This window comes from Salmonella sp. SJTUF15591 (genome assembly GCF_043356435.1).
GTDB lineage: Bacteria > Pseudomonadota > Gammaproteobacteria > Enterobacterales > Enterobacteriaceae > Salmonella > Salmonella enterica.
In genome coordinates this window covers 62511-88581 of the sequence record NZ_JBEUJO010000012.1, presented here as the reverse complement: position 1 = coordinate 88581, position 26071 = coordinate 62511, and the positions used below count along the sequence as shown (strand labels likewise).

Annotated in this window: 25 protein-coding genes; 19 read left to right on the top strand and 6 right to left on the bottom strand. The window is 53.8% G+C overall.

The window, feature by feature from the left end:
* Positions 1 to 17 precede the first annotated feature (17 nt).
* The 4 genes from ilvE to ABVM99_RS21575 all read left to right on the top strand — a co-directional run bounded on the left by ilvE (position 18) and on the right by ABVM99_RS21575 (position 5311).
* Complete coding sequence (gene ilvE, locus ABVM99_RS21590) at positions 18 to 947, top strand: branched-chain-amino-acid transaminase (RefSeq protein WP_000208532.1); 930 nt, start codon at positions 18 to 20, stop codon at positions 945 to 947.
* Between the two features lie 159 nt (positions 948 to 1106).
* Entirely contained in the window at positions 1107 to 2957 is a 1851-nt protein-coding gene (gene ilvD / locus ABVM99_RS21585) for a dihydroxy-acid dehydratase (protein WP_023195008.1), read from the top strand.
* Between the two features lie 2 nt (positions 2958 to 2959).
* Complete coding sequence (gene ilvA, locus ABVM99_RS21580) at positions 2960 to 4504, top strand: threonine ammonia-lyase, biosynthetic (protein WP_001524959.1); 1545 nt, start codon at positions 2960 to 2962, stop codon at positions 4502 to 4504.
* A 105-nt stretch (positions 4505 to 4609) separates the two neighbouring features.
* The gene (locus ABVM99_RS21575; RefSeq protein ID WP_023195007.1) at positions 4610 to 5311 is read left to right on the top strand and encodes a DUF2461 domain-containing protein; all 702 of its coding nucleotides are present in this window, start codon (positions 4610 to 4612) and stop codon (positions 5309 to 5311) included.
* Between the two features lie 10 nt (positions 5312 to 5321).
* Here ABVM99_RS21575 and ABVM99_RS21570 read toward each other — a convergent pair whose 3' ends face one another.
* From ABVM99_RS21570 to ilvY, 3 genes are read right to left on the bottom strand one after another with little or no spacing between them, the layout of a single operon-like run.
* Entirely contained in the window at positions 5322 to 5696 is a 375-nt protein-coding gene (locus ABVM99_RS21570; RefSeq protein WP_000937045.1) for a hypothetical protein, read from the bottom strand.
* Positions 5697 to 5709: 13 nt separating this feature from the next.
* Entirely contained in the window at positions 5710 to 6099 is a 390-nt protein-coding gene (locus ABVM99_RS21565; RefSeq protein WP_023195006.1) for a hypothetical protein, read from the bottom strand.
* Positions 6100 to 6111: 12 nt separating this feature from the next.
* On the bottom strand, positions 6112 to 6999 hold the full coding sequence (ilvY, locus tag ABVM99_RS21560) for an HTH-type transcriptional activator IlvY (RefSeq protein WP_001530887.1): 888 nt from the start codon (positions 6997 to 6999) through the stop codon (positions 6112 to 6114).
* 164 nt (positions 7000 to 7163) lie between these two features.
* On the opposite strand from ilvY, the gene ilvC reads away from it, so the two are divergent.
* Entirely contained in the window at positions 7164 to 8639 is a 1476-nt protein-coding gene (gene ilvC, locus ABVM99_RS21555) for a ketol-acid reductoisomerase (protein ID WP_023195005.1), read from the top strand.
* A 93-nt stretch (positions 8640 to 8732) separates the two neighbouring features.
* On the opposite strand, the gene ppiC is transcribed toward ilvC, so the two are convergent.
* The gene (gene ppiC, locus ABVM99_RS21550; RefSeq protein WP_001096806.1) at positions 8733 to 9014 is read right to left on the bottom strand and encodes a peptidylprolyl isomerase PpiC; all 282 of its coding nucleotides are present in this window, start codon (positions 9012 to 9014) and stop codon (positions 8733 to 8735) included.
* A 193-nt stretch (positions 9015 to 9207) separates the two neighbouring features.
* On the opposite strand from ppiC, the gene ABVM99_RS21545 reads away from it, so the two are divergent.
* From ABVM99_RS21545 to rep, 4 genes are all read left to right on the top strand, one after another.
* Positions 9208 to 9909, top strand: coding sequence for a Crp/Fnr family transcriptional regulator (locus ABVM99_RS21545; RefSeq protein ID WP_001024340.1), 702 nt, complete (start codon positions 9208 to 9210; stop codon positions 9907 to 9909).
* Positions 9910 to 9937: 28 nt separating this feature from the next.
* Entirely contained in the window at positions 9938 to 10681 is a 744-nt protein-coding gene (locus ABVM99_RS21540; protein ID WP_001182428.1) for a nucleoside phosphorylase, read from the top strand.
* Positions 10681 to 11409, top strand: a complete 729-nt coding sequence (gene pnuC, locus ABVM99_RS21535) for a nicotinamide riboside transporter PnuC (protein WP_023195004.1) — start codon at positions 10681 to 10683, stop codon at positions 11407 to 11409. Before ABVM99_RS21540 ends, pnuC begins: the two co-directional genes overlap by 1 nt.
* A 99-nt stretch (positions 11410 to 11508) precedes the next feature.
* Complete coding sequence (rep, locus tag ABVM99_RS21530; RefSeq protein ID WP_001238842.1) at positions 11509 to 13533, top strand: DNA helicase Rep; 2025 nt, start codon at positions 11509 to 11511, stop codon at positions 13531 to 13533.
* A gap of 39 nt (positions 13534 to 13572) precedes the next feature.
* On the opposite strand, the gene gppA is transcribed toward rep, so the two are convergent.
* The gene (gppA, locus tag ABVM99_RS21525; RefSeq protein WP_001089447.1) at positions 13573 to 15054 is read right to left on the bottom strand and encodes a guanosine-5'-triphosphate,3'-diphosphate diphosphatase; all 1482 of its coding nucleotides are present in this window, start codon (positions 15052 to 15054) and stop codon (positions 13573 to 13575) included.
* Between the two features lie 118 nt (positions 15055 to 15172).
* On the bottom strand, positions 15173 to 16438 hold the full coding sequence (gene rhlB / locus ABVM99_RS21520) for an ATP-dependent RNA helicase RhlB (RefSeq protein WP_000047525.1): 1266 nt from the start codon (positions 16436 to 16438) through the stop codon (positions 15173 to 15175).
* A 143-nt stretch (positions 16439 to 16581) separates the two neighbouring features.
* On the opposite strand from rhlB, the gene trxA reads away from it, so the two are divergent.
* The 10 genes from trxA (at position 16582) to rffC (ending at position 26071) form a co-directional block, all read left to right on the top strand.
* Positions 16582 to 16911, top strand: a complete 330-nt coding sequence (gene trxA, locus ABVM99_RS21515) for a thioredoxin TrxA (RefSeq protein WP_001280776.1) — start codon at positions 16582 to 16584, stop codon at positions 16909 to 16911.
* Positions 16912 to 17158: 247 nt separating this feature from the next.
* Positions 17159 to 17242 carry a rho operon leader peptide gene (locus ABVM99_RS21510; protein ID WP_134820045.1) on the top strand — a complete coding sequence of 28 codons (84 nt, stop codon included), beginning with the start codon at positions 17159 to 17161 and terminating at the stop codon, positions 17240 to 17242.
* Positions 17243 to 17329: 87 nt separating this feature from the next.
* The gene (gene rho / locus ABVM99_RS21505; RefSeq protein ID WP_001054532.1) at positions 17330 to 18589 is read left to right on the top strand and encodes a transcription termination factor Rho; all 1260 of its coding nucleotides are present in this window, start codon (positions 17330 to 17332) and stop codon (positions 18587 to 18589) included.
* Positions 18590 to 18828: 239 nt separating this feature from the next.
* Positions 18829 to 19932 (top strand): UDP-N-acetylglucosamine--undecaprenyl-phosphate N-acetylglucosaminephosphotransferase, encoded by a 1104-nt coding sequence (wecA, locus tag ABVM99_RS21500; protein ID WP_017442084.1) that lies wholly within the window; start codon positions 18829 to 18831, stop codon positions 19930 to 19932.
* A gap of 11 nt (positions 19933 to 19943) precedes the next feature.
* Positions 19944 to 20990: an ECA polysaccharide chain length modulation protein gene (gene wzzE / locus ABVM99_RS21495; RefSeq protein WP_000193420.1), complete on the top strand. Its 1047-nt coding sequence runs from the start codon at positions 19944 to 19946 to the stop codon at positions 20988 to 20990.
* A gap of 55 nt (positions 20991 to 21045) precedes the next feature.
* Entirely contained in the window at positions 21046 to 22176 is a 1131-nt protein-coding gene (gene wecB / locus ABVM99_RS21490; RefSeq protein ID WP_000866676.1) for a non-hydrolyzing UDP-N-acetylglucosamine 2-epimerase, read from the top strand.
* Positions 22173 to 23435, top strand: a complete 1263-nt coding sequence (gene wecC / locus ABVM99_RS21485; RefSeq protein ID WP_000011236.1) for a UDP-N-acetyl-D-mannosamine dehydrogenase — start codon at positions 22173 to 22175, stop codon at positions 23433 to 23435. The genes wecB and wecC overlap by 4 nt, the downstream gene beginning before the upstream one ends.
* Positions 23435 to 24502 carry a dTDP-glucose 4,6-dehydratase gene (rffG, locus tag ABVM99_RS21480; RefSeq protein ID WP_000822143.1) on the top strand — a complete coding sequence of 356 codons (1068 nt, stop codon included), beginning with the start codon at positions 23435 to 23437 and terminating at the stop codon, positions 24500 to 24502. Before wecC ends, rffG begins: the two co-directional genes overlap by 1 nt.
* A gap of 32 nt (positions 24503 to 24534) precedes the next feature.
* Positions 24535 to 25416, top strand: a complete 882-nt coding sequence (gene rfbA / locus ABVM99_RS21475) for a glucose-1-phosphate thymidylyltransferase RfbA (RefSeq protein ID WP_000676077.1) — start codon at positions 24535 to 24537, stop codon at positions 25414 to 25416.
* Positions 25394 to 26071, top strand: a complete 678-nt coding sequence (gene rffC, locus ABVM99_RS21470; RefSeq protein WP_023195003.1) for a dTDP-4-amino-4,6-dideoxy-D-galactose acyltransferase — start codon at positions 25394 to 25396, stop codon at positions 26069 to 26071. The genes rfbA and rffC overlap by 23 nt, the downstream gene beginning before the upstream one ends.

Genomic DNA, 26071 nt, shown 5'->3' with positions numbered 1-26071 from the left:
GCGCAAAAGGAAGAAAAATGACGACGAAAAAAGCTGATTATATTTGGTTCAATGGCGAGATGGTGCGCTGGGAAGACGCGAAGGTTCACGTAATGTCTCACGCGCTGCACTACGGTACGTCGGTATTTGAAGGGATTCGGTGCTACGACTCTCACAAAGGCCCGGTAGTGTTTCGTCATCGTGAACATATGCAGCGCCTGCGCGACTCAGCAAAAATTTATCGTTTTCCGGTTTCCCAGAGTATTGATGAGCTGATGGAAGCCTGCCGCGAAGTGATCCGCAAAAACAACCTGACCAGCGCCTATATCCGTCCGTTGGTATTTGTCGGCGATGTCGGTATGGGCGTTAACCCGCCCCCGGGATACACCACTGACGTCATCATCGCCGCGTTCCCGTGGGGGGCATACCTGGGCGCCGAAGCGCTGGATCAGGGGATCGATGCGATGGTTTCTTCCTGGAATCGCGCTGCGCCGAACACCATTCCAACCGCTGCGAAAGCGGGCGGTAACTATCTTTCCTCACTGCTGGTGGGTAGCGAAGCGCGCCGCCACGGCTATCAGGAAGGCATCGCCCTGGATGTAAACGGCTATATCTCCGAAGGCGCAGGCGAAAACCTGTTTGAGGTAAAAGATGGCGTGCTGTTTACTCCGCCGTTTACCTCTTCCGCGCTGCCAGGCATTACTCGCGACGCGATCATCAAACTGGCGAAAGAGCTGGGTATTGAAGTGCGTGAGCAGGTGCTGTCCCGTGAATCGCTGTATCTGGCCGACGAAGTGTTTATGTCCGGAACCGCGGCAGAAATTACTCCGGTACGCAGCGTTGATGGTATCCAGGTAGGTGAAGGCCGTTGCGGCCCTGTTACCAAGCGTATTCAACAAGCCTTCTTTGGTCTCTTCACTGGAGAAACCGAGGATAAATGGGGCTGGTTGGATCCGGTAAATTCATAATAAATAAAATTAATATTTTCCCAAAATAATTTGCGTCACAGGAAGGCGGCAACGCAGCGAATCCCCAGGGCTTACTGTAGTAAGTGACTGGGGTGAGTGAGGCAGCCAACGCACCTGTGGCGTGAAGTATGAAGGGAAAAGATGGGGAGTAAATAAAGCATGCCTAAGTACCGTTCCGCCACCACCACTCATGGTCGTAATATGGCGGGTGCCCGCGCGCTGTGGCGCGCCACCGGAATGACCGACAGTGATTTTGGCAAACCGATTATCGCCGTGGTGAACTCATTCACTCAGTTTGTGCCGGGTCACGTTCATCTGCGCGATCTCGGTAAGCTGGTCGCCGAACAGATTGAAGCTTCCGGCGGTGTGGCGAAAGAGTTCAACACTATTGCCGTGGATGACGGGATCGCCATGGGGCACGGGGGTATGCTCTATTCACTGCCGTCGCGCGAGCTGATCGCCGACTCCGTGGAGTACATGGTGAACGCTCACTGCGCTGACGCGATGGTGTGTATCTCCAACTGCGACAAAATCACCCCAGGGATGCTCATGGCCTCGCTGCGCCTGAATATTCCGGTGATCTTTGTCTCCGGCGGACCGATGGAAGCCGGGAAAACCAAGCTTTCAGACAAAATTATCAAGCTGGATCTGGTTGATGCCATGATTCAGGGCGCGGACCCGAAAGTCTCTGACGATCAAAGTAACCAGGTTGAACGCTCCGCCTGTCCAACCTGCGGCTCCTGCTCCGGCATGTTTACCGCTAATTCCATGAATTGCCTGACCGAAGCGCTGGGCCTGTCGCAGCCGGGCAACGGTTCGCTACTGGCGACCCACGCTGACCGGAAGCAGTTGTTCCTCAATGCCGGTAAGCGGATTGTTGAACTGACTAAACGCTATTACGAGCAGGATGACGAAAGCGCACTGCCACGAAACATTGCCAACAAGGCGGCGTTTGAGAATGCGATGACGCTGGATATTGCGATGGGCGGTTCGACCAATACCGTTCTGCATCTACTGGCGGCGGCGCAGGAAGCGGAAATCGACTTCACCATGAGTGATATCGACAAGCTGTCCCGCAAGGTGCCGCAGCTGTGTAAAGTGGCGCCAAGTACCCAGAAATACCATATGGAAGACGTTCACCGTGCCGGCGGTGTGCTGGGTATTTTAGGCGAGCTGGATCGCGCCGGGCTGCTGAACCGCAACGTGAAAAACGTATTAGGCCTGACGCTGCCGCAAACGCTGGAACAGTACGACATCACGGTTACGCAGGACGAAGCGGTTAAAAAAATGTTCCGTGCTGGCCCTGCCGGTATCCGTACTACCCAGGCGTTCTCGCAGGATTGTCGCTGGGATTCGCTGGATGACGACCGCGCAGCGGGTTGCATCCGCTCGCTGGAATATGCCTATAGCAAAGACGGCGGTCTGGCGGTGTTATATGGCAACTTCGCCGAAAACGGCTGCATCGTTAAAACCGCGGGCGTCGATGACAGCATCCTTAAATTTACCGGCCCGGCGAAAGTGTATGAAAGCCAGGACGACGCGGTAGAGGCGATTCTCGGCGGCAAAGTAGTGGAAGGCGATGTAGTCGTGATCCGCTACGAAGGGCCGAAAGGCGGGCCGGGAATGCAGGAAATGCTCTATCCGACCAGTTTCCTGAAGTCGATGGGTCTGGGCAAAGCCTGCGCGCTCATCACCGATGGGCGTTTTTCCGGCGGTACTTCGGGTCTTTCCATCGGCCACGTCTCGCCGGAAGCGGCCAGCGGCGGCACTATTGCGTTGATTGAAGATGGCGACACTATTGCGATTGATATCCCGAACCGCAGCATTCAGTTGCAGTTGAGTGAGGCTGAAATCGCCGCACGCCGCGAGGCGCAGGAAGCTCGTGGCGACAAAGCCTGGACGCCGAAAAATCGTCAGCGTCAGGTTTCGTTTGCTCTGCGTGCCTACGCCAGCCTGGCGACCAGCGCCGATAAAGGCGCGGTGCGCGATAAATCGAAACTGGGAGGTTGATGATGGCGGAATCTCAACCTCTGTCAGTCGCGCCGGAAGGGGCGGAGTATCTGCGCGCGGTGCTACGCGCGCCAGTATACGAGGCGGCGCAGGTGACGCCGCTGCAAAAAATGGAAAAGCTCTCGTCACGTCTGGATAACGTTATTCTCGTCAAACGCGAAGACCGGCAGCCGGTACATAGCTTTAAGCTGCGCGGCGCTTACGCGATGATGGCCGGATTGACCGAAGAACAAAAAGCCCACGGCGTGATTACCGCGTCGGCGGGGAACCATGCACAGGGCGTGGCGTTTTCCTCCGCGCGGCTTGGCGTGAAGTCGCTGATCGTCATGCCAAAAGCAACGGCGGATATTAAAGTCGATGCGGTACGCGGTTTTGGCGGCGAAGTGCTGTTGCACGGCGCTAATTTTGATGAAGCGAAAGCGAAAGCTATTGAGCTGGCGCAGCAGCAGGGTTTTACCTGGGTGCCGCCGTTTGATCACCCAATGGTGATCGCCGGGCAGGGCACGCTGGCGCTGGAGCTGCTTCAGCAGGATTCGCATCTCGATCGTGTCTTTGTGCCGGTTGGCGGCGGCGGCCTGGCGGCGGGCGTAGCGGTACTGATCAAACAATTGATGCCGCAAATCAAAGTGATTGCCGTCGAAGCGGAGGATTCCGCCTGCCTGAAAGCGGCGTTGGAAGCCGGTCATCCAGTGGATCTCCCGCGCGTTGGGTTATTTGCTGAAGGCGTGGCGGTAAAACGCATCGGCGACGAAACCTTCCGGCTGTGTCAGGAATACCTTGATGATATTGTCACCGTGGATAGCGACGCTATCTGCGCGGCGATGAAAGATCTGTTTGAAGATGTGCGTGCGGTGGCGGAGCCGTCCGGCGCGCTGGCGCTGGCGGGGATGAAGAAATATATCGCCCAGCACAATATTCGCGGCGAACGCCTGGCGCACGTCCTTTCCGGCGCCAACGTCAACTTCCACGGCTTGCGCTATGTGTCTGAACGCTGCGAGCTGGGGGAACAGCGCGAAGCGTTACTGGCGGTGACCATTCCGGAAGAAAAGGGGAGCTTCCTCAAATTCTGCCAGTTGCTTGGTGGGCGTATGGTCACCGAATTTAACTACCGTTTTGCCGACGCGAAAAATGCCTGTATTTTTGTCGGCGTACGCGTCAGTCAGGGGCTGGAGGAGCGAAAAGAGATTATCACCCAACTGTGCGACGGCGGTTATAGCGTAGTGGATCTCTCCGACGATGAAATGGCGAAGCTGCATGTGCGCTATATGGTCGGCGGACGCCCCTCCAAGCCATTACAGGAGCGTTTGTATAGTTTCGAATTTCCGGAGTCGCCCGGCGCGTTGCTCAAATTCCTGCATACGCTTGGCACGCACTGGAATATTTCGCTATTCCATTACCGCAGCCACGGTACCGATTATGGCCGCGTGCTGGCGGCGTTCGAGTTAGGCGATCATGAGCCGGATTTCGAAACCCGGCTGCATGAGCTGGGCTATGAATGCCATGATGAGAGCAATAACCCGGCGTTCCGGTTCTTTCTGGCGGGGTAGGAATAGTGATGACCGGAAGAAATGTCTCCTTCCGGTCATCTGCATAGACGGCGCGTCAGGGAGTGGGATAATAAACTGACGATCGCTATGAGTAAGGGCAAAAAGATGGCTGGACGCTTTCAGGGATTTGCACAAGAAGGGCTCAATTTTCTTCAGCAGGTTTGTATTGAGAACGACAAAGCCTGGTTCGATGAGCACCGCTTTATCTACGAAAGAAGCCTTCTGACACCATTCCGCGCGCTGGTGGACGACCTTGCTCCAGCAATGCTGAAAATCGATCCACTGCTGGAAACCCGACCCGCCATCGGTAAAACCCTGTCGCGTATTCACCGCGATACCCGTTTCTCGCACGACAAATCGCTGTACCGCAGCCGGATGTGGCTGACCTTCAAACGTTCGGCGAAAAACTGGATCGATGCGCCAGCCTACTTTTTTGAAATCAGCCCCGATACCCTACGCTATGGGTTGGGTTACTACAGCGCCAGCAAATCTACGATGGATCTGTTTCGCCATACGTTGAGGAAGCGGCCTGATGCGTTTTTACAGGTTGCCGAATGCTGCAGCCCGCCATTTGAGCTGGTGGGGGAAAGCTATAAGCGGCTGCTGGCCAAAGATCTCGACCCGGCGATATCCGACTGGTATCAGCGTAAAACGTTTGCCGTGATGGTGACGGATAATGACGTAGAAAAACTCTTCCATACCGATCTGGTCACACGGCTGGCCGAGAGTTTCCAACAGTTGGAGGCGCTGTACCAGTGGCTGATGACGGTGGAAACCATGAAGCAGGTGAACCCGGCGGATTTATAAAAGATTGCCGTTATGTATTAACATTTTTCGGGATAAAGTGTATTTCCAGGAATCGCCCTTTACCTACCTGGTGAGGCCCTTCCATTATAACAAATAACTGATTTTCCCTGATCTGGAGATAATGCTCATCATTGAATGTGAAAGCCAGGCTAACAATGAAAGGGAAATCAAAAAGTTCAATTTCTCCTTCGACAAAGGTGATGCCCCAATATTCATCCGTGAGGGACGGTATGACAATGTCGGGTCGATACCCTTTTATCGGTAAGAGTTTTCGCTTCGTAGAATCAAATTCTACTTCTGCACGGACATAGTTGCCTGAATTTCCGCCCATAGCAGCATGGGGCTCCTTAAGGATACGCGCAGTCTTACTGTTTTTTGGGAGCATAAGCCGACTCTTGTTATTTCATCACCATCTCTCGAACATATTTATCTAATTTGTCCGATTCATAAAATGCCATACACCGCTCCAGCACGTTATTAGCGTCTTTAGCGCTATCGGGGTGGAGCGCCATCGTTAAGCGGTCAAAGCCTTCTGTTTCTTTGGCGACGAATTTAAGGAATGGTTTCCATTTCCCGGCATTATCTAACGCGTAGGTTTTAACTAAAAACGACATATCATGGCCTGGAGCATAAAAAACATCCGGCGGAGTGCGTTTATGATAGTTATCAACAAGGCACTGCTTTAACGCCAGATGCTTTACATCCTGTACGGTAATGTCCGTCGGTTTAGCCTGTACGCTGAAGCATATCGCTACCAGTGCAGATAACAGCATTATTTTTGTGCGCATTTTATTACCTTATCAACCCTGAACAATTTTCCAGAACGCATCAATTAGCGGCTCATGCAGCCGCTTTTTTTGCGCGCAGACGCCAAGCTCAAACGGCGTTTTTTCATCACTACGTTCTAAAATCATCACCCGGTTGCGCACCGGCTCCGGGCTGTTTTCCAGCACCACTTCCGGCAGCAGCGCCACGCCGCAGCCGAGCGCCACCATTGAGACCATCGCTTCGTGACCGCCGACGGTGGCGTAAATCTGCGGATTGCTGATTTTGTGGCGACGGAACCACAGCTCAATGCGGCGGCGTACCGGCCCCTGATCGGCCATGATAAACGGCACCGTCGACCAGTCGGGCTTATCGACCGACACCTGATTGCGCACCGGGCAGGGCAGCGCCGGGGCGATCAGCACCACTGCCAGATTCTCCAGCATCGAAAAGGCGACCGCGCCGGGCAGCGTTTCCGGCTTACCGGCAATCGCCAGATCGGCCTCGCCGGTGACCACTTTGTCCATGGCGTCGGCGGCGTCGCCGGTGGTGAGCTTAATTTCCACCGAGGGATGTTCGGCGCGGAAGCGGTCGAGGATCGGCGGCAGGTGACTGTACGCCGCGGTCACTGAACAGAAGATATGGAGTTCGCCGGAAAGGGACGGCCCCTGCTGATCGAGGGTATGGCGCAACTGCTGATATTGCAAAAGCGTCTGTTGGGCAAACACTCGCAGCTCTTCACCCGCTTCGGTCAGCGTGACCGTGCGGTTATCACGTACAAACAGCGGCTGGCCGAGATCTTCTTCCAGCCGCTGAATCTGTCGGGAAAGGGTGGAGGGGCTGACGTGCATCGCCCGCGCGCTGCGGCCAAAGTGGCGGCTTTCCGCCAGATGCAGGAAGGTTTTTAGATCGCGTAAATCCACAGACAGACCTCCGGTTTTTGACGTTGCATAAACCGCAACATAACGTTGTGAATATATCAATTTCCGCAATAAATTTCCTGTTGTAATGTGGGTTCATTCGCACAGATAGCAATCTGTAAACCGAACAATAAGCGCGACAACACAACATCACGGAGTACACCATCATGGCTAACTACTTTAATACACTGAATCTGCGCCAGCAGCTGGCGCAGCTGGGTAAATGTCGCTTTATGGGCCGCGACGAATTCGCCGATGGCGCGAGCTACCTGCAGGGTAAAAAAGTGGTCATCGTCGGCTGTGGCGCTCAGGGGCTGAACCAGGGCCTGAACATGCGTGACTCCGGTCTGGATATTTCCTACGCCCTGCGTAAAGAAGCCATTGCTGAGAAGCGTGCCTCCTGGCGTAAAGCGACCGAAAACGGCTTCAAAGTGGGTACCTACGAAGAGCTGATCCCGCAGGCGGACCTGGTGGTTAACCTGACGCCGGACAAACAGCACTCCGACGTGGTACGTTCTGTACAGCCGTTGATGAAAGACGGTGCGGCGCTGGGCTACTCCCACGGCTTCAACATCGTGGAAGTGGGCGAGCAGATCCGTAAAGACATCACCGTGGTGATGGTAGCGCCGAAGTGTCCGGGCACCGAAGTGCGCGAAGAGTACAAACGTGGTTTCGGCGTGCCGACGCTGATCGCCGTTCACCCGGAAAACGACCCGAAAGGCGAAGGCATGGCGATTGCGAAAGCTTGGGCGGCGGCCACCGGTGGTCACCGTGCGGGCGTACTGGAATCTTCTTTCGTTGCAGAAGTGAAATCTGACCTGATGGGCGAGCAGACCATCCTGTGCGGTATGTTGCAGGCCGGTTCTCTGCTGTGCTTCGACAAGCTGGTGGCAGAAGGCACCGACCCGGCATACGCGGAAAAACTGATTCAGTTCGGCTGGGAAACCATCACCGAAGCGCTGAAGCAGGGCGGCATCACCCTGATGATGGACCGTCTGTCTAACCCGGCGAAACTGCGTGCTTACGCGCTGTCCGAACAGCTGAAAGAGATCATGGCGCCGTTGTTCCAGAAACACATGGATGACATCATCTCCGGCGAATTCTCTTCCGGCATGATGGCTGACTGGGCCAACGACGATAAGAAACTGCTGACCTGGCGTGAAGAGACCGGCAAAACCGCGTTCGAAACCGCGCCGCAGTATGAAGGTAAAATCGGCGAGCAGGAGTACTTCGATAAAGGCGTGCTGATGATTGCGATGGTGAAAGCGGGCGTTGAGCTGGCGTTCGAAACCATGGTCGATTCCGGCATCATCGAAGAATCCGCTTACTACGAATCACTGCACGAGCTGCCGCTGATCGCGAACACCATCGCCCGTAAGCGTCTGTACGAAATGAACGTAGTTATCTCCGATACCGCAGAATACGGTAACTATCTGTTCTCTTACGCTTGCGTACCGCTGCTGAAACCGTTTATGGCGGAATTGCAACCGGGCGATCTGGGTAGTGCTATCCCGGAAGGCGCAGTAGACAACGCACAGCTTCGCGACGTGAACGACGCGATTCGTAGTCATGCGATTGAGCTGGTAGGTAAGAAACTGCGCGGCTATATGACGGATATGAAACGCATTGCGGTAGCGGGTTAATGTAGGCAGTGTCGGGTGGCGCTAGCGCTTACCCGACCTACAAAATCAAGCAGACGATGTAGGCCGGGTAAGGCGTAGCCGCCACCCGGCTTTTTATTTGCGATACAATACCTTAATGATGTGATAACCGAACTGGGTGTGCAATGGGCCGGTTGGCTCCAGTACCGGGCAGGAAAAGACTACTTTATCGAATGCCGGAACCATCTGGCCCTGACGAAATTCGCCTAAATGACCGCCTTTTTTACCGGATGGGCAGATAGAATGTTTCTTCGCCAGCTTCTCAAAATCGCCGCCGTTTTTAATTTGCTCCAGAAGATCCAATGCCAGTTTCTCTTCTTTTACAAGGATATGCAGTGCTGCTGCCATTTTTGCCATTATTGTGTTCTCACGTCGCAAAGATTGGCCGTCACTTTATCACTCCTTAGGCCGTCAGACATATACTCTTCGCCATTACAGGACAGATGTCCCGCCTGATTTAATGAACCGGGAGATAAGCGGCATTTTTAGCGGGCGTATTTCGGATGTGCGGGACGGCGGTCCTGTCCTTTCTGACAAGGGGCGAGATACCATGAACATAATGAAAAACGCAGAATTTCCAGACGACTGGCTTTTAGGGCTACGCCAGGTTGTACGCGACCCAGTGCTCTATGAATTACTCAAATACTGCCCGTTGGAAATCATGCAGTGCTGGCGATTTGACGACATTTCCCGCGGCGCGCTTATCTGCCGCCAGGGGGAAATATGCCAGCAATTTTCACTCATCGTGGCCGGTGAAGTGGATGTTTTTTACGAAGCTGAAGATGGACGCCGTTACCGGCAAGCGCGTTATGGCAAAGGAGACATGCTGGGCGAGCTAGAGATATTTGAGTCGCGGCATTACATCTGTTCTGTCGTCGCCGTCGGCAATGTACAGCTACTCAGCCTGCCGCAAGCGCATTTTTGCCGCTGGCTGACGCTGGATAACCACTTTAACCAGCGAATGCTGCGGTTTTTCAGCCAACAGTATTACCAGTTGTCGAAAAAGGCCAGTAGCGACAATTTGTACTCGCTGCATCAGCGCGTATGCCAGGCATTATGGCTGCGTTATCAACAATATGAATCAACCACTATTTTGCTTGATAAGCAGAATCTTGGTCAGGAATTTGCGGCGACGACGCGCAGCATCAACCGGATACTGCACGATCTGAAATCGCTGAACATTATCGATACCGACGGTGAGCGGATCATTTTACTGGCTCCTGAAAAACTCAAACAGGAGGCGGAAATCTGAACCTCTCAGAACAATAAGGAGACGGGAGATGCAACCCCATATTCGGCTTAACACAAGCATGACCCGCGCGAAATATGCGCTTTTGCCCGGCGATCCCGGGCGGGTGGATAGAATCGCCCGTTTTCTTGATAAGGCTGAGATTCTGGGGCAAAACCGGGAGTTTCGCGCGGCGCGCGGTTGGTACCAGGGGGTTGAAATAGTCGTGCTCTCCACGGGAATCGGCGGACCGTCAACCGCTATCGCCATTGAGGAGTTACGCCAGGTTGGCGTCAACACGCTAATCCGTATCGGTAGTTGCGGTGCGTTGCAGGACTCGCTGGCGTTGGGCGATGTGATCATCGCCCACGGCGCGGTGGCTGACGACGGCGCCAGCAAAACCTATGCGCCCGCCAGTTATCCGGCCTGTGCGGACCCGTATCTTACCGCCACGCTGATACAGCAGGCGAAACAGATGAACATCTCTGCCGTTTGCGGGCTGGTGCGCAGCCATGACAGTTTTTATACCGATCGCGAAGCTGAACTGGATGCCGAATGGTCGGCCAGGGGAGTTCTCGGCGCGGATATGGAAACCGCCGCGCTGATGGTGGTGGGGGCGTTACGTGGGCTGCGTACCGCGTCGTTGCTAAACGTGGTCGTCGCGCATAGTGGTTGTCTGGAGAGCAGCATTAACCATTATGTTCAGCAGGAAACCTTGTGCCAGCAAGGTGAAGAGCGCCAAATTTCTCTGGCGCTTCAGGCCATTTATTTCGATAGTTTGCAAGGAGAGCAATGATGGACTTTTTCAGCATTAACAATGTAATGGTCAACATTCCTCTCGGCGAGGATGGGTATGCGCTGTCGTGGATTGAGGCTATCGGCACCGTCTTTGGCTTATTGTGCATCTGGTGCGCCAGCCGGGAAAAAATCGTTAATTACCTGTTTGGTTTGATTAACGTCACTCTGTTTGCCGCCATCTTTTTTCAGATTCAACTGTATGCCAGCTTGCTACTTCAGGTGTTTTTCTTTGCGGCGAATATTTACGGCTGGTACGCATGGAGCCGGCAGAATGACGCCCGGGAAGCCGCTCTGAAAGTACGCTGGCTTTCTCGTCAACAAACATGGAGGTTGGGGGGCGTATGTATTATCGCCATTCTGCTGATGACGTGGTTTATCGATCCGGTCTTCGCTATGTTGACCCGCGTTATGCTCGCTCTGCTGCAAACGGTAGGTATGCAGGTGGCAATGCCTGAACTCCAGCCGGATGCGTTCCCGTTCTGGGATTCCACCATGCTGGTGTTGTCGATTGCGGCGATGGTGCTGATGACCCGCAAGTACGTGGAAAACTGGCTGCTGTGGGTGATTATTGATGTAATTAGCGTCGTGATCTATGCAGTACAGGGCGTTTATGCGATGTCGCTTGAGTATGTTCTGCTGACGGCGATCGCGCTAATGGGTTCTTACAGTTGGATCAAGAGCGCACAGCGTAATGGCTATACGCCGCTTGCCGCCAGAGCCTGCTGATTGACCTTTTCCAGGCTGCCTGAAAAAGCAGCCTGGTCTTCTCTGGGCCTCGCTTTCTGCTACAATCCCTCCCCCGTTCGAAGATTGAGCACTATTCCCATGCGTTTAAATCCCGGCCAACAACATGCTGTCGAATTCGTCACCGGACCCTGCCTGGTGCTGGCAGGAGCGGGTTCTGGTAAAACTCGCGTAATTACCAATAAAATCGCCCACCTGATCCGCGGATGCGGCTATCAGGCCCGGCATATTGCGGCGGTGACGTTTACCAACAAGGCAGCGCGTGAGATGAAAGAACGCGTCGGGCAGACGCTCGGCCGTAAGGAAGCGCGCGGTTTGATGATCTCCACCTTTCATACGCTAGGGCTGGATATTATTAAGCGCGAGTACGCTGCGCTGGGGATGAAATCGAACTTTTCATTGTTTGACGATACCGACCAGGTCGCCTTGCTCAAAGAGCTGACCGAAGGCCTGATCGAAGACGACAAGGTTCTGTTGCAACAGCTGATCTCCACGATCTCCAACTGGAAAAACGATCTCAAAACGCCTGCACAGGCAGCGGCGGGGGCGAAAGGTGAACGCGATCGTATTTTTGCCCACTGCTACGGGCTTTACGACGCCCATATGAAGGCATGCAACGTTCTCGATTTTGATGATTTGATTTTGCTGCCGACGCTGCTGCTGCAACGCAATGACGAGGTGCGCGAGCGCTGGCAGAATAAAATTCGTTATCTACTGGTGGATGAATATCAGGATACTAACACCAGCCAGTATGAGTTGGTTAAGCTGCTGGTTGGGCAACGCGCGCGCTTTACGGTCGTAGGCGATGACGATCAGTCTATCTACTCCTGGCGCGGGGCGCGTCCGCAAAACCTGGTGTTACTGAGCCAGGATTTTCCTGCGCTGCAGGTGATTAAGCTGGAGCAAAACTATCGTTCTTCGGGCCGCATCCTGAAAGCGGCGAATATTCTCATCGCCAATAATCCGCACGTCTTTGAAAAGCGCCTCTTTTCCGAGCTCGGTTACGGCGCGGAACTCAAAGTGTTAAGCGCAAACAATGAAGAGCATGAGGCTGAGCGCGTTACCGGCGAACTGATTGCCCATCACTTTGTGAACAAGACCCAGTACAAGGATTACGCCATTCTGTATCGCGGGAATCATCAGTCGCGGGTATTTGAAAAATTCCTCATGCAGAACCGCATTCCGTACAAAATTTCCGGTGGCACCTCATTCTTCTCCCGTCCGGAGATTAAAGACCTGCTGGCCTACCTGCGGGTGTTGACCAACCCGGATGATGACAGCGCTTTCCTGCGCATCGTGAATACGCCAAAACGCGAAATCGGTCCGGCCACGCTGCAAAAGCTGGGCGAATGGGCAATGACGCGTAATAAGAGCCTGTTTACCGCCAGCTTTGATATGGGACTTAGCCAAAAGCTGACCGGACGTGGTTACGATTCATTGACGCGTTTTACCCACTGGCTGGGGGAAATCCAGCGTCTGGCCGAACGCGAGCCTGTCGCCGCCGTGCGCGATCTCATCCACGGTATTGACTATGAATCCTGGTTGTACGAAACCTCGCCGAGCCCCAAAGCGGCGGAAATGCGTATGAAAAACGTTAACCAGCTCTTTAGCTGGATGACTGAGATGCTGGAAGGCAACGAACTTGATGAGCCGATGACGCTGACCCAGGTGGTTACACGCTTTACGCTGCGCGATATGATGGAGCGCGGCGAGAGCGAAGAAGAGCTGGATCAGGTACAGTTGATGACGCTTCATGCGTCGAAAGGACTGGAATTCCCGTATGTCTATATGGTGGGAATGGAAGAAGGATTTTTGCCGCATCAAAGCAGCATTGACGAAGATAATATTGAGGAAGAGCGTCGGCTGGCCTATGTCGGGATCACTCGCGCGCAGAAAGAGCTCACTTTTACATTATGTAAAGAGCGCCGTCAGTATGGGGAACTGGTGCGCCCGGAACCCAGCCGCTTCCTGTTAGAACTCCCGCAGGATGATTTAATCTGGGAGCAGGAGCGCAAAGTGGTAAGCGCTGAGGAGCGAATGCAAAAAGGGCAAAGTCACCTGGCTAATCTGAAAGCCATGATGGCGGCAAAGCGAGCGAAATCGTAGGCCGGATAAGCGAAGCGTCATCCGGCAATCAGACTACAGTTAGCGAACGTCCAGCGGCCAGTGTACATAGCTTTGCCACTGGCTTTCCTGATCAATCAACTCTTTACCCAGCGGGTGATGTGCCAGCCAGTCGCCAGGCAAGGTTAACGTCAAATTTTCATTTAGCGCCTGTAGCGTAATTTCTGGTACCAGATCGTCACGACGGCGACCGGCAAAGAGAATCGCCAGTCGCAGCAAACGGCATAGCTGTTCCGCAACACGGGGCGGTACCGCGTTTTGCTGATGAAGCGAAGAGAGATCGACCGGATTGGTCTGATTCAGTAAGAGGGTGGCGAGCAATTTTTTCTGCGCGGGCGTATAGCCAGGCAGATCCAAATGGCGTACTAAATAGGCGGCATGATAGGGCGCCTGTTTAAAATCAACGCTCAGACCGATCTCATGCAACTGGCAAGCGCTAAGCAACAGTTCACGACTGATAGGCTCAATATGCCAGGCATTTTCTACCTGTTTGAGGAAGTTGTCTGCCAGCTTCGCCACGCGATTCGCCTGATCGGTATCGACGATAAACCGACGCTGAATGTTTCGCAGCGTGCGGCTGCGGATATCCTGATCTACCGCCAGATGCAACATCCCATACACCAGCCCTTCGCGTAACGCGCCGCCTGCCAGCGTCATGCTCTGGATGTTCAGCTCGGTAAATATTGCGATCAGAATAGCCAGCCCGCTTGGGAAAACCAGCGCGCGCTCCAGCGTCAGGCCTTCGATTTCCAGCTCTTCCAGACGCCCGCACTGTATCGCGCGTTGTTTTAGCTGCTGCAGTTTGGCGAGCGTAATGCGCTCGTCCATCCCCTGCGCCATCATGATTTCCTGCAATGCCTGTACGGTGCCGGAGGCACCCACGCAGACCTTCCAGCCATGAAAACGCAGTTCATCGGCGACCGGACGCAGCACATCGCGCGCGGCTTTCTCCGCGTCATCAAAATTTTCTTGCGCCAGATTACGATCGCTAAAATAGCGTTCAAGCCACGTTACGCAGCCCATCGACAGGCTAAACAGCGACGTGGTTTGCGCGCCAGTGCCGGTAACCAGTTCAGTGCTGGCGCCGCCGATATCCACCACCAGTCGCTGATCTGCGCCGCCGGTGGTATGAGCGACCCCCTGATAAATCAGCCGCGCCTCTTCTTCGCCGCTGATAACCTGCACCGGACAACCAAGGATAGTCTGCGCTTTCGCGATAAATTCACCCGCATTGACGGCGAGACGCAATGTTGCGGTGGCAACCACGCGGATTTGTGGCTGCGGGATATCCTGCAAACGTTCAGCAAACAGACGCAGGCATTGCCAGCCGCGTTCCATCGCTTCGGCTGAAAGGTGGTTGTCGTTGTTCAGACCCGCGGCCAGACGCACCTTGCGTTTTATTCGGGTCAGCGTCTGGATGCTTCCCGCCGCCTCGCGCACGACCAGCATATGAAAACTATTGGAACCGAGATCAATGGCGGCATACAACGAGGTGGAATTCATACACTTCATCCTTCAACCTGTATCCGTGTTGGCTGCGTACTCTTCCTAAGCTCATCGGGATTTGTTTTCTTGCCGCCTTGATACAGGCTAAATGATTTTGTGTATGGCATAACTTTTCTTAACCTGAACGACGACGATTACGCGGAGCGCCAGCGCGGCGCGGACCATTGCCAGGACGCGAACGCGTCAGACGCAACGGCTTGGGCAGATCGTTCATGAGCGCTTCCGGATTGTATTTGCTGACCGGAATCGAGTGGCCGATATAGCTCTCAATAGCGGGCAGATTCAGCGCATACTCTTCGCAAGCCAGGCTGATGGAATGCCCGCTGGCGCCAGCGCGACCGGTACGACCGATACGGTGAACATAGTCTTCACAATCGTCTGGCAGATCGTAGTTAAAGACGTGCGTTACGGCGGGGATATGCAACCCGCGCGCCGCGACATCGGTCGCCACAAGAATATCCAGATCGCCGCGGGTGAACTCATCCAGAATCCGCAGGCGCTTTTTCTGCGCGACGTCGCCGGTCAGCAGACCAACACGATGGCCATCTGCCGCCAGATGTCCCCAGATATCTTCGCAACGATGCTTGGTGTTGGCGAAAATAATGGCGCGATCCGGCCACTCTTCTTCGATCAGCGTTTGCAGTAAACGCATTTTCTCTTCATTAGAGGGGTAGAAAAGCTCTTCTTTAATGCGGTGGCCGGTCTTTTGCTCCGGTTCCACTTCAACATATTCGGCGTTGTTCATCTGTTCAAACGCCAGCTCGCGAACCCGATAAGACAGGGTGGCGGAGAACAACATGTTCAGACGCTGCGCAGCCGGCGGCATACGACGGAACAGCCAGCGGATATCTTTAATAAAGCCCAAATCGTACATGCGATCGGCTTCATCGAGTACGACGACCTGAATGGCGCCGAGGTTAATGTGGTTTTGTTTGGCGTAGTCGATCAGTCGGCCCGTTGTACCAATAAGAATATCAACGCCGCTTTCCAGCACTTTAAGCTGCTTGTCGTAACCATCGCCGCCGTAAGCCAGGCCTAATTTTAAGCCTGTCGCTTGCGCCAACGGCTCCGCGTCTGCGTGAATTTGTACGGCTAATTCACGCGTCGGCGCCATGATCAGCGCGCGCGGCTGGTTCACCTTGCGATCGTCGATCGCGGGATGAGAAAGTAAATAATGAAACGTTGACGTCAGAAACGCCATCGTTTTCCCGGTACCGGTTTGCGCCTGCCCTGCAACGTCACGACCCGCCAGCGTTAGCGGAAGGGCCAGTGCCTGAATGGGCGTACAATTATAAAACCCTTTTTTTTCAAGGGCTTCAACCACCTGTGGGTGCAGGGCGAAGTCGGAAAACTTCTGTTCTGTTAAATGTGTTTTGCTCATAGTGTGGTAGAATATCAGCTTACTATTGCTTTACGAAAGCGTATCCGGTGAAATAAAGTCAACCTTTGTTGGCGAAGTTAACATCAGCACCTCGTTGGTTAATGCTACACCAACACGCCAGGCTTATTCCTGTGGAGTTATATATGAGCGATAAAATTATTCACCTGACTGACGACAGTTTTGACACGGATGTACTCAAAGCGGACGGGGCTATCCTCGTTGATTTCTGGGCAGAGTGGTGCGGGCCGTGTAAAATGATCGCTCCGATTCTGGATGAAATCGCTGACGAATATCAGGGCAAATTGACCGTTGCCAAACTGAACATTGACCAGAACCCAGGTACTGCGCCTAAATATGGCATCCGCGGTATTCCGACTCTGCTGCTGTTTAAAAACGGCGAAGTGGCGGCAACCAAAGTAGGCGCACTGTCTAAAGGTCAGTTGAAAGAGTTTCTCGACGCCAATCTGGCGTAATACCTTTTATACGTCGAATGACAAAGGCGCTGTATAGTCAGGCGTCTGTCATTCGACGAATGATTAAGGTATCAGGCAGTTTCGTGGCGTCTGTTGTCCTTACGTTATTCTTAAATTGTCAGGATCTCTGGACGCCCGGTCTGAGTCGTGCTAAGTTAGTATTGACTTCGAATTAAACATACCTTATTAAGTTTGAATCTGGTTTTATCCGTCACTTCCCGTTTTTTCTCGCACGAGAAGTGGAAAGATTCCTGGCTCTTCGCTCATTCCGTCTTGTCGTTTCAGTTCTGCGTACTTTCCTGTGACCAGACAGCGAACAGACATGAGTTGATAGCCGTAAACAGGCATGGATGACCCTGCCATACCATTCACAACATTAAGTTCGAGATTTACCCCAAGTTTAAGAACTCACACCATTATGAATCTTACCGAATTAAAGAATACGCCGGTTTCTGAGCTGATCACTCTCGGCGAAAGTATGGGGCTGGAAAATCTGGCCCGTATGCGCAAGCAGGACATTATTTTTGCCATCCTGAAGCAGCACGCAAAGAGTGGCGAAGATATCTTTGGCGACGGTGTGCTGGAGATATTGCAGGATGGATTTGGTTTCCTCCGTTCTGCAGACAGCTCCTACCTCGCCGGTCCTGATGATATCTACGTTTCCCCCAGCCAAATCCGCCGTTTCAACCTCCGCACTGGTGATACCATTTCTGGTAAGATTCGCCCGCCGAAAGAAGGTGAACGCTATTTTGCGCTGTTGAAAGTTAACGAAGTTAACTACGACAAACCGGAAAACGCCCGTAACAAAATCCTCTTTGAGAACTTAACCCCGCTGCACGCAAACTCTCGTCTGCGTATGGAGCGTGGTAACGGTTCTACCGAAGACTTGACGGCGCGCGTTCTGGATCTGGCTTCGCCGATCGGTCGCGGCCAGCGCGGTCTGATTGTCGCGCCGCCGAAAGCGGGTAAAACCATGCTGCTGCAGAACATCGCGCAGAGCATCGCGTATAACCACCCAGACTGCGTGCTGATGGTGCTGCTGATTGACGAACGTCCGGAAGAAGTAACCGAGATGCAGCGTCTGGTGAAAGGCGAAGTTGTTGCCTCTACCTTTGACGAACCGGCATCCCGCCACGTTCAGGTTGCCGAAATGGTTATCGAGAAGGCGAAACGTCTGGTTGAACACAAGAAAGACGTCATCATCCTGCTCGACTCCATCACCCGTCTGGCGCGTGCCTACAACACCGTGGTGCCGGCTTCCGGTAAAGTACTGACCGGTGGTGTGGATGCTAACGCCCTGCATCGTCCGAAGCGTTTCTTCGGCGCGGCGCGTAACGTGGAAGAGGGCGGTAGCCTGACTATCATCGCGACGGCGCTGATCGATACCGGTTCCAAGATGGACGAAGTTATCTACGAAGAGTTTAAAGGCACCGGTAACATGGAGCTGCACCTCTCGCGTAAGATTGCTGAAAAACGTGTCTTCCCGGCTATCGACTACAACCGTTCCGGCACCCGTAAAGAAGAGCTGCTCACCACCCAGGAAGAGCTGCAGAAGATGTGGATCCTGCGTAAAATCATCCATCCGATGGGCGAGATCGACGCGATGGAGTTCCTCATCAATAAGCTGGCGATGACCAAAACTAATGACGACTTTTTCGAGATGATGAAGCGCTCATAACCTGGTCTTTACCTGAAAACGCCACGTTTTTACGTGGCGTTTTTGTTTTATATCTGTAATCTTAACGACACATTTACAAAATGATGATAAACCGGGTCGGGGCTTCGCCATCCATTCGTTATCGGTATCGTGTGGTTGATATTTAAACAATTCTGCCTGATTCAGAGCAGGGTTTCCCTTCTGAATAAAGGTCTTCATGGTTATACTTCTGGTACTAATTTTATCTGAGAGCACGCATTGTGAATTTACTGACCGTGAGTACTGATCTCATCAGTATTTTTTTATTCACGACACTGTTCCTGTTTTTTGCGCGTAAAGTCGCAAAAAAAATCGGTTTAGTGGATAAACCCAACTTTCGTAAACGCCACCAGGGGCTGATACCGTTGGTTGGAGGGATTTCGGTTTACGCAGGGATTTGCTTCACATTCGGAATCGTTGACTACTATATTCCTCATGCGTCGCTTTATCTTTCTTGTGCGGGCGTACTGGTTCTTATCGGTGCGCTGGACGACCGTTTTGATATCAGCGTGAAGATCCGTGCGACCATACAGGCCGCGATCGGTATCATTATGATGGTATTCGGTAAGCTCTATCTTAGCAGCCTCGGCTATATCTTTGGCTCCTGGGAGATGGTGCTCGGTCCCTTCGGCTATTTCCTTACTCTGTTTGCCGTATGGGCGGCGATCAACGCTTTCAATATGGTGGACGGTATTGACGGCCTGTTGGGCGGGCTATCCAGCGTCTCATTCGCGGCGATGGGGCTGATTTTATGGTTTGACGGTCAAACCAGCCTGGCAATATGGTGCTTCGCCATGATTGCCGCGATTCTGCCTTACATTATGCTTAATCTCGGTATTTTGGGGCGGCGTTATAAAGTCTTTATGGGCGATGCCGGTAGTACTCTGATTGGTTTTACCGTTATCTGGATCTTACTGGAAACGACGCAGGGGAAAACTCACCCTATCAGTCCGGTTACCGCGCTATGGATTATCGCTATCCCGCTGATGGATATGGTGGCGATTATGTATCGCCGTCTGCGTAAAGGAATGAGTCCCTTCTCACCTGATCGTCAGCACATTCACCATCTTATCATGCGCGCCGGATTTACCTCTCGTCAGGCGTTTGTACTGATTACGCTTGCCGCCGCCATTCTGGCTGGAGTCGGCGTAGCGGCAGAATATTCTCATTTTGTTCCTGAATGGGTTATGTTGGTGCTCTTTTTGCTAGCATTCTTCCTCTATGGCTACTGCATTAAGCGGGCCTGGAAGGTGGCGAGATTTATTAAGCGTGTGAAGCGTCGCCTGCGCAGGCACCGTAAGAACCGGCCAAACTTAACCAAGTAAATGAGGATACGATGACACAACCATTACCGGGGGCACGCGCGGTGAGCGCTGAAAATGAACTGGATATTCGCGGGTTGTTTCGTACTTTATGGGCTGGCAAATACTGGATTATCGGCATTGGCCTGCTATTTGCCCTTATCGCGTTAGCCTATACCTTTTTTGCTCGTCAGGAGTGGAGTGCGACGGCGATCACCGATCGCCCAACCGTAAATATGTTGGGCGGTTATTACTCCCAGCAGCAGTTTCTGCGCAACCTGGATATTAAGACCGATCCCTCTTCTTCCGATAAGCCCTCGGTGATGGATGAAGCGTATAAAGAGTTCATCATGCAACTTGCCTCCTGGGATACGCGTCGCGATTTCTGGTTACAGACGGACTATTACAAGCAGCGAATGGTCGGGAATAGCAAAGCTGATGCGGCGATGCTTGATGAACTGATCAATAACATACAGTTTACGCCCGGCGATTTTACACGCGCCATCAACGACAATGTGAAGCTGATTGCTGAAACTGCGCCGGACGCCAATAATCTGCTGCGTCAGTATGTCGCATTTGCCAGCCAGCGGGCGGCGAGCCATCTGAATGATGAATTAAAAGGTGCCTGGGCTGCGCGTACCGTGCAGATGAAAGCCCAGGTCAAACGGCAGGAAGAGGTTGCGAAAGCGATCTATTCGCGTCGTGTAAACAGTATTGAGCAGGCGCTCAAAATTGCGGAACAACATAATATTTCTCGTAGCGCGACGGATGTCCCGGCGGATGAATTACCGGACTCAGAGCTTTTTTTACTCGGTCGCCCTATGTTGCAGGCGCGTCTTGAAAATCTGCAAGCGGTTGGCCCTGCGTTCGATTTGGACTACTTTCAAAATCGGGCAATGTTGAATACGCTTAATGTGGGGCCGACCCTGGACCCTCGTTTTCAGACCTATCGTTATTTGCGTACGCCGGAAGAACCGGTAAAACGTGATAGCCCACGCCGAGCCTTCCTGATGATTATGTGGGGTATCGTTGGGGCGCTAATCGGTGCGGGCGTTGCCTTAACCCGTCGCCGCACGATTTAGCAACACCTCTGCAGTAGGGGGCTGGGCCCCTACTGTCTATTCGAAGAGAATCGATGTGAAAGTACTGACTGTATTTGGTACACGACCGGAGGCCATTAAGATGGCGCCTCTGGTCCATGCGCTGGAAAAAGATCCTCATTTCGAGGCCAAAGTATGCGTTACTGCGCAGCATCGGGAGATGCTTGATCAGGTATTAACTCTTTTTTCTATTGTGCCTGATTTCGATCTCAACATTATGCAGCCGGGACAGGGGTTGACGGAAATTACCTGCCGAATTCTGGAGGGATTAAAGCCGATCCTGGCAGATTTTAAACCTGATGTGGTGCTGGTTCATGGCGATACCACCACTACGATTGCTACCAGCCTGGCGGCTTTTTATCAACGAATTCCGGTAGGGCACGTAGAAGCCGGGTTGCGAACCGGCGATCTCTATTCCCCCTGGCCGGAAGAGGCAAACCGCACGCTGACCGGACATCTGGCGATGTACCACTTTGCGCCGACGGAAAACTCGCGGCAGAATCTGTTGCGGGAGAACATTCCGGATGAGCGCATTTTTGTCACTGGCAATACCGTTATTGACGCGCTGATCTGGGTACGCGATCGCGTTCTGACGAGCGATACATTACAGGCTGAACTGGCCGAGCAGTATCCTTTCCTCAACGCGAATAAGAAGATGATTTTGGTGACCGGTCATCGGCGTGAAAGCTTTGGTCAGGGCTTTGAGCATATCTGCCAGGCGCTGGCGGAAATCGCCGCCGCGAACCAGAATGTGCAAATTGTCTATCCGGTGCATCTCAATCCCAACGTCAGCGAACCTGTCAACCGTATCCTCGGCCATGTTGAAAACGTGGTACTGATTGAGCCGCAGGACTACTTACCTTTTGTCTGGCTGATGAATCACGCCTGGCTCATTCTGACCGATTCCGGCGGTATTCAGGAAGAAGCGCCGTCATTAGGTAAGCCGGTATTGGTCATGCGTGAAACCACAGAGCGTCCGGAAGCCATTACCGCTGGTACGGTAAGACTGATCGGCACGGATTCCCGGCGCATTGTGGCGGAAGTTATGCGTCTGCTGCACGACGAAAATGAATATCAAACCATGAGCCGCGCCCATAATCCTTATGGTGACGGGCAATCATGCGCGCGCATTTTACAGGCGTTAAAAAGTTATCGGGTATCGTTATGAGTTTTACGACCATTTCTGTTATTGGGCTGGGGTATATCGGATTACCGACTGCGGCCGCTTTTGCTTCCCGCCAGAAGCAGGTTATCGGCGTGGATATCAACCAACATGCGGTAGACACCATAAATCGCGGTGAAATTCACATCGTGGAGCCGGCGTTGGGCAATGTGGTGAAGATGGCGGTGGAAGGCGGCTTTCTGCGTGCGACGACGACACCTGTCGAGGCCGATGCGTACCTGATTGCCGTGCCGACGCCATTCAAAGGCGATCACGACCCTGACATGGCCTATGTGGAAGCCGCGGCGAAATCCATTGCGCCGGTATTAAAAAAAGGGGCACTGGTGATTCTGGAATCAACATCGCCGGTCGGCGCAACGGAGCAAATGGCTGGCTGGCTGGCCGGGATGCGCCCGGATCTGACCTTTCCCCAGCAGGCGGGCGAGCAGGCCGACGTGAATATCGCCTATTGTCCGGAGCGTGTGCTGCCGGGTCAGGTGATGGTGGAACTCATTAAAAATGACCGCGTGATTGGCGGTATGACGCCAGTATGTTCGGCTCGCGCCAGCGCGCTGTACAAAATTTTCCTTGAGGGGGAATGCGTTGTCACCAACTCGCGCACCGCAGAGATGTGCAAGCTGACGGAAAATAGCTTCCGTGATGTGAATATCGCCTTTGCGAACGAATTGTCGCTGATTTGCGCCGAACAGGGGATTAACGTCTGGGAATTGATCCGCCTGGCAAACCGCCATCCGCGCGTCAATATTCTGCAGCCGGGCCCAGGCGTTGGCGGGCACTGCATTGCGGTCGATCCGTGGTTTATTGTGGCGCAAAATCCGCAGCAGGCGAGACTGATTCGCACCGCGCGTGAAGTGAACGACGGCAAACCGCACTGGGTGGTCGATCAGGTAAAAGCCGCGGTCGCAGATTGCCTGGCGGCCACCGATAAACGCGCCAGCGAAGTGAAAATCGCCTGTTTTGGGCTGGCCTTTAAGCCGAATATCGACGATCTGCGCGAAAGCCCGGCGATGGGGATCGCGCAAAGTATCGCCCGCTGGCACAGCGGCGAAACCCTGGTCGTCGAACCGAATATCCGTCAGTTGCCGAAAAAATTGGACGGACTTTGCACGCTGGCGAAACTGGACGCGGCGCTGGCCGCCGCCGATGTGCTGGTGATGCTGGTCGATCACGACGAATTTAAAGCGATCCCCGGCGATGCGGTTCATCAACGTTATGTGGTTGATACCAAAGGAGTCTGGCGCTGATGAAACGCATTCTGGTGACCGGCGGCGCAGGCTTTATCGGATCTGCGGTGGTGCGGCATATCATCCATGAAACGGCAGACGCGGTGGTGGTGGTGGATAAACTCACCTATGCGGGCAACCTGATGTCTCTGGCATCGGTGGCGCAAAGCGACCGTTTCGCCTTTGAGAAGGTGGATATCTGCGATCGGGCGTCACTGGAGCGAGTTTTCCAGCAGTATCAGCCCGATAGCGTGATGCACCTGGCGGCGGAAAGCCATGTAGACCGTTCCATCGACGGCCCGGCGGCGTTTATTGAAACGAATATCGTTGGTACTTACACCTTGCTGGAAGCCGCTCGCGCTTACTGGTCCGCGCTTGACGCGGACGCTAAAGCGGCGTTCCGCTTCCACCATATCTCCACCGATGAAGTGTATGGCGATCTGCATACTGCAGACGATTTCTTCACCGAAACCACGCCATATGCGCCAAGCAGTCCTTATTCCGCCTCCAAAGCCAGCAGCGACCATCTGGTACGCGCCTGGTTACGTACCTACGGTCTGCCTACGCTTGTCACCAACTGCTCTAATAACTACGGGCCCTACCATTTCCCGGAAAAACTGATCCCGCTGATGATTCTGAACGCGCTGGCGGGTAAACCATTGCCGGTCTATGGCAACGGTCAGCAAATTCGCGACTGGCTGTATGTAGAGGATCATGCCCGTGCGTTGTATCACGTGGTGACGAACGGCGCGGTGGGCGAAACGTATAATATCGGCGGTCATAACGAACGTAAAAATCTGGATGTGGTCAGGACGATCTGCGCTCTGCTGGAAGAACTGGCCCCACAAAAACCGCAGGGTGTGGCGAATTATCACGATCTCATTACCTTCGTCGACGATCGACCCGGCCATGACTTACGTTATGCCATCGACGCGTCGAAAATCGCCCGCGAGCTGGGCTGGACGCCGCAGGAAACCTTCGAAAGCGGGATGCGAAAAACCGTTCAGTGGTATCTCGCCAATGAGGCCTGGTGGAAACCCGTGCAGGATGGCAGTTATCAGGGCGAACGCTTAGGGCTGAAACGCTAAACGGCAGGTTCTTACTCCTGGAGGAGAAACGAATGAAAGGCATCATTCTGGCGGGAGGTTCCGGTACCCGGTTGCATCCCATTACGCGCGGCGTATCAAAGCAGCTTCTGCCCGTCTACGACAAACCGATGATTTACTATCCGTTATCGGTGCTAATGCTGGCGGGCATTCGTGAGATCTTGATCATCACCACGCCGGAGGATAAACGCGACTTTCAGCGTTTGTTGGGCGACGGCGCAGCATTCGGTATCGATTTACATTATGCCGAGCAGCCCAGTCCGGACGGGCTGGCGCAGGCCTTTATCATTGGCGAAACGTTCCTCAACGGTGAACCCTCATGCCTGGTATTGGGCGACAATATCTTTTTTGGTCAGGGCTTTAGCCCCAAACTCCGTCAGGTCGCGGCGCGTACCGAAGGCGCCACAGTATTTGGCTATCAGGTCATGGACCCGGAACGCTTTGGCGTCGTGGAGTTTGACGATGATTTTCGCGCGCTCTCGCTGGAAGAAAAGCCGAAACAGCCTAAATCTAACTGGGCGGTCACCGGCCTCTATTTCTATGACAGCAAGGTCGTCGAGTATGCGAAGCGCGTGAAACCGTCCGGGCGTGGCGAGCTGGAGATCACTTCTATCAACCAGATGTATCTGGAGGAAGGTAAGCTGACCGTTGAACTGCTGGGCCGCGGCTTCGCCTGGCTGGATACGGGCACCCACGACAGTCTGATTGAGGCGAGCACTTTTGTGCAGACGGTGGAAAAGCGCCAGGGCTTCAAAATTGCCTGTCTGGAGGAGATTGCCTGGCGCAACGGCTGGCTGGATGATGATGGTTTGAAACGCGCCGCCAGTCAGCTTGAAAAAACCGGCTATGGCCAATATTTACTGGAGTTGCTCCGTGCCCGTCCGCGCCAGTATTGAACCGTTACTCTGGGAAAATACGTTCTTTGGCGTGAATAGCGGCATTGTGCGTATCGATGCCTCAGCGCCCGAATTAACGCCAGAAGCGCTGCAGGCGTGGCAACGCGTGCAGGTAAAAGTGCCGGCTGAAAACATCGCCTGGCTGTCGGCGTTGCAATCGCTGGGATTCTCTTTGGTTGAAGGCGAAGTGGATTTTGCGTTGCCGGTAAAAGGGCATCGCGACCAGCATGGCGCGGAAATTGCACACCTTACGGACATTCCTGCTTTGCGTCAGTTGGCCGGAGAGGCGTTTACGCAGAGTCGTTTTCGCGCGCCGTGGTATGCGCCCGACGCCAGCGCCCGTTTTTACGCCCAGTGGATTGAGAATGCGGTATGCGGCACGTTTGATCACCAATGCCTGGTGCTTCGCACGGAGACAGGCGCTATCCGCGGTTACGTCTCGCTGCGGGAATTGAATGATACCGACGCGCGCATCGGTCTGTTGGCCGGACGCGGCGCGGGAGCGGAACTTATGCAGGCGGCGATCTGTTGGGCGCAGAGTCGCGGCAAAGCAACATTGCGGGTGGCGACCCAGTTGGGCAACACCGCCGCGCTTAAACGTTACATACAAAGCGGTGCCAACATCGAAAGCACTGCGTACTGGTTATACAGGTGA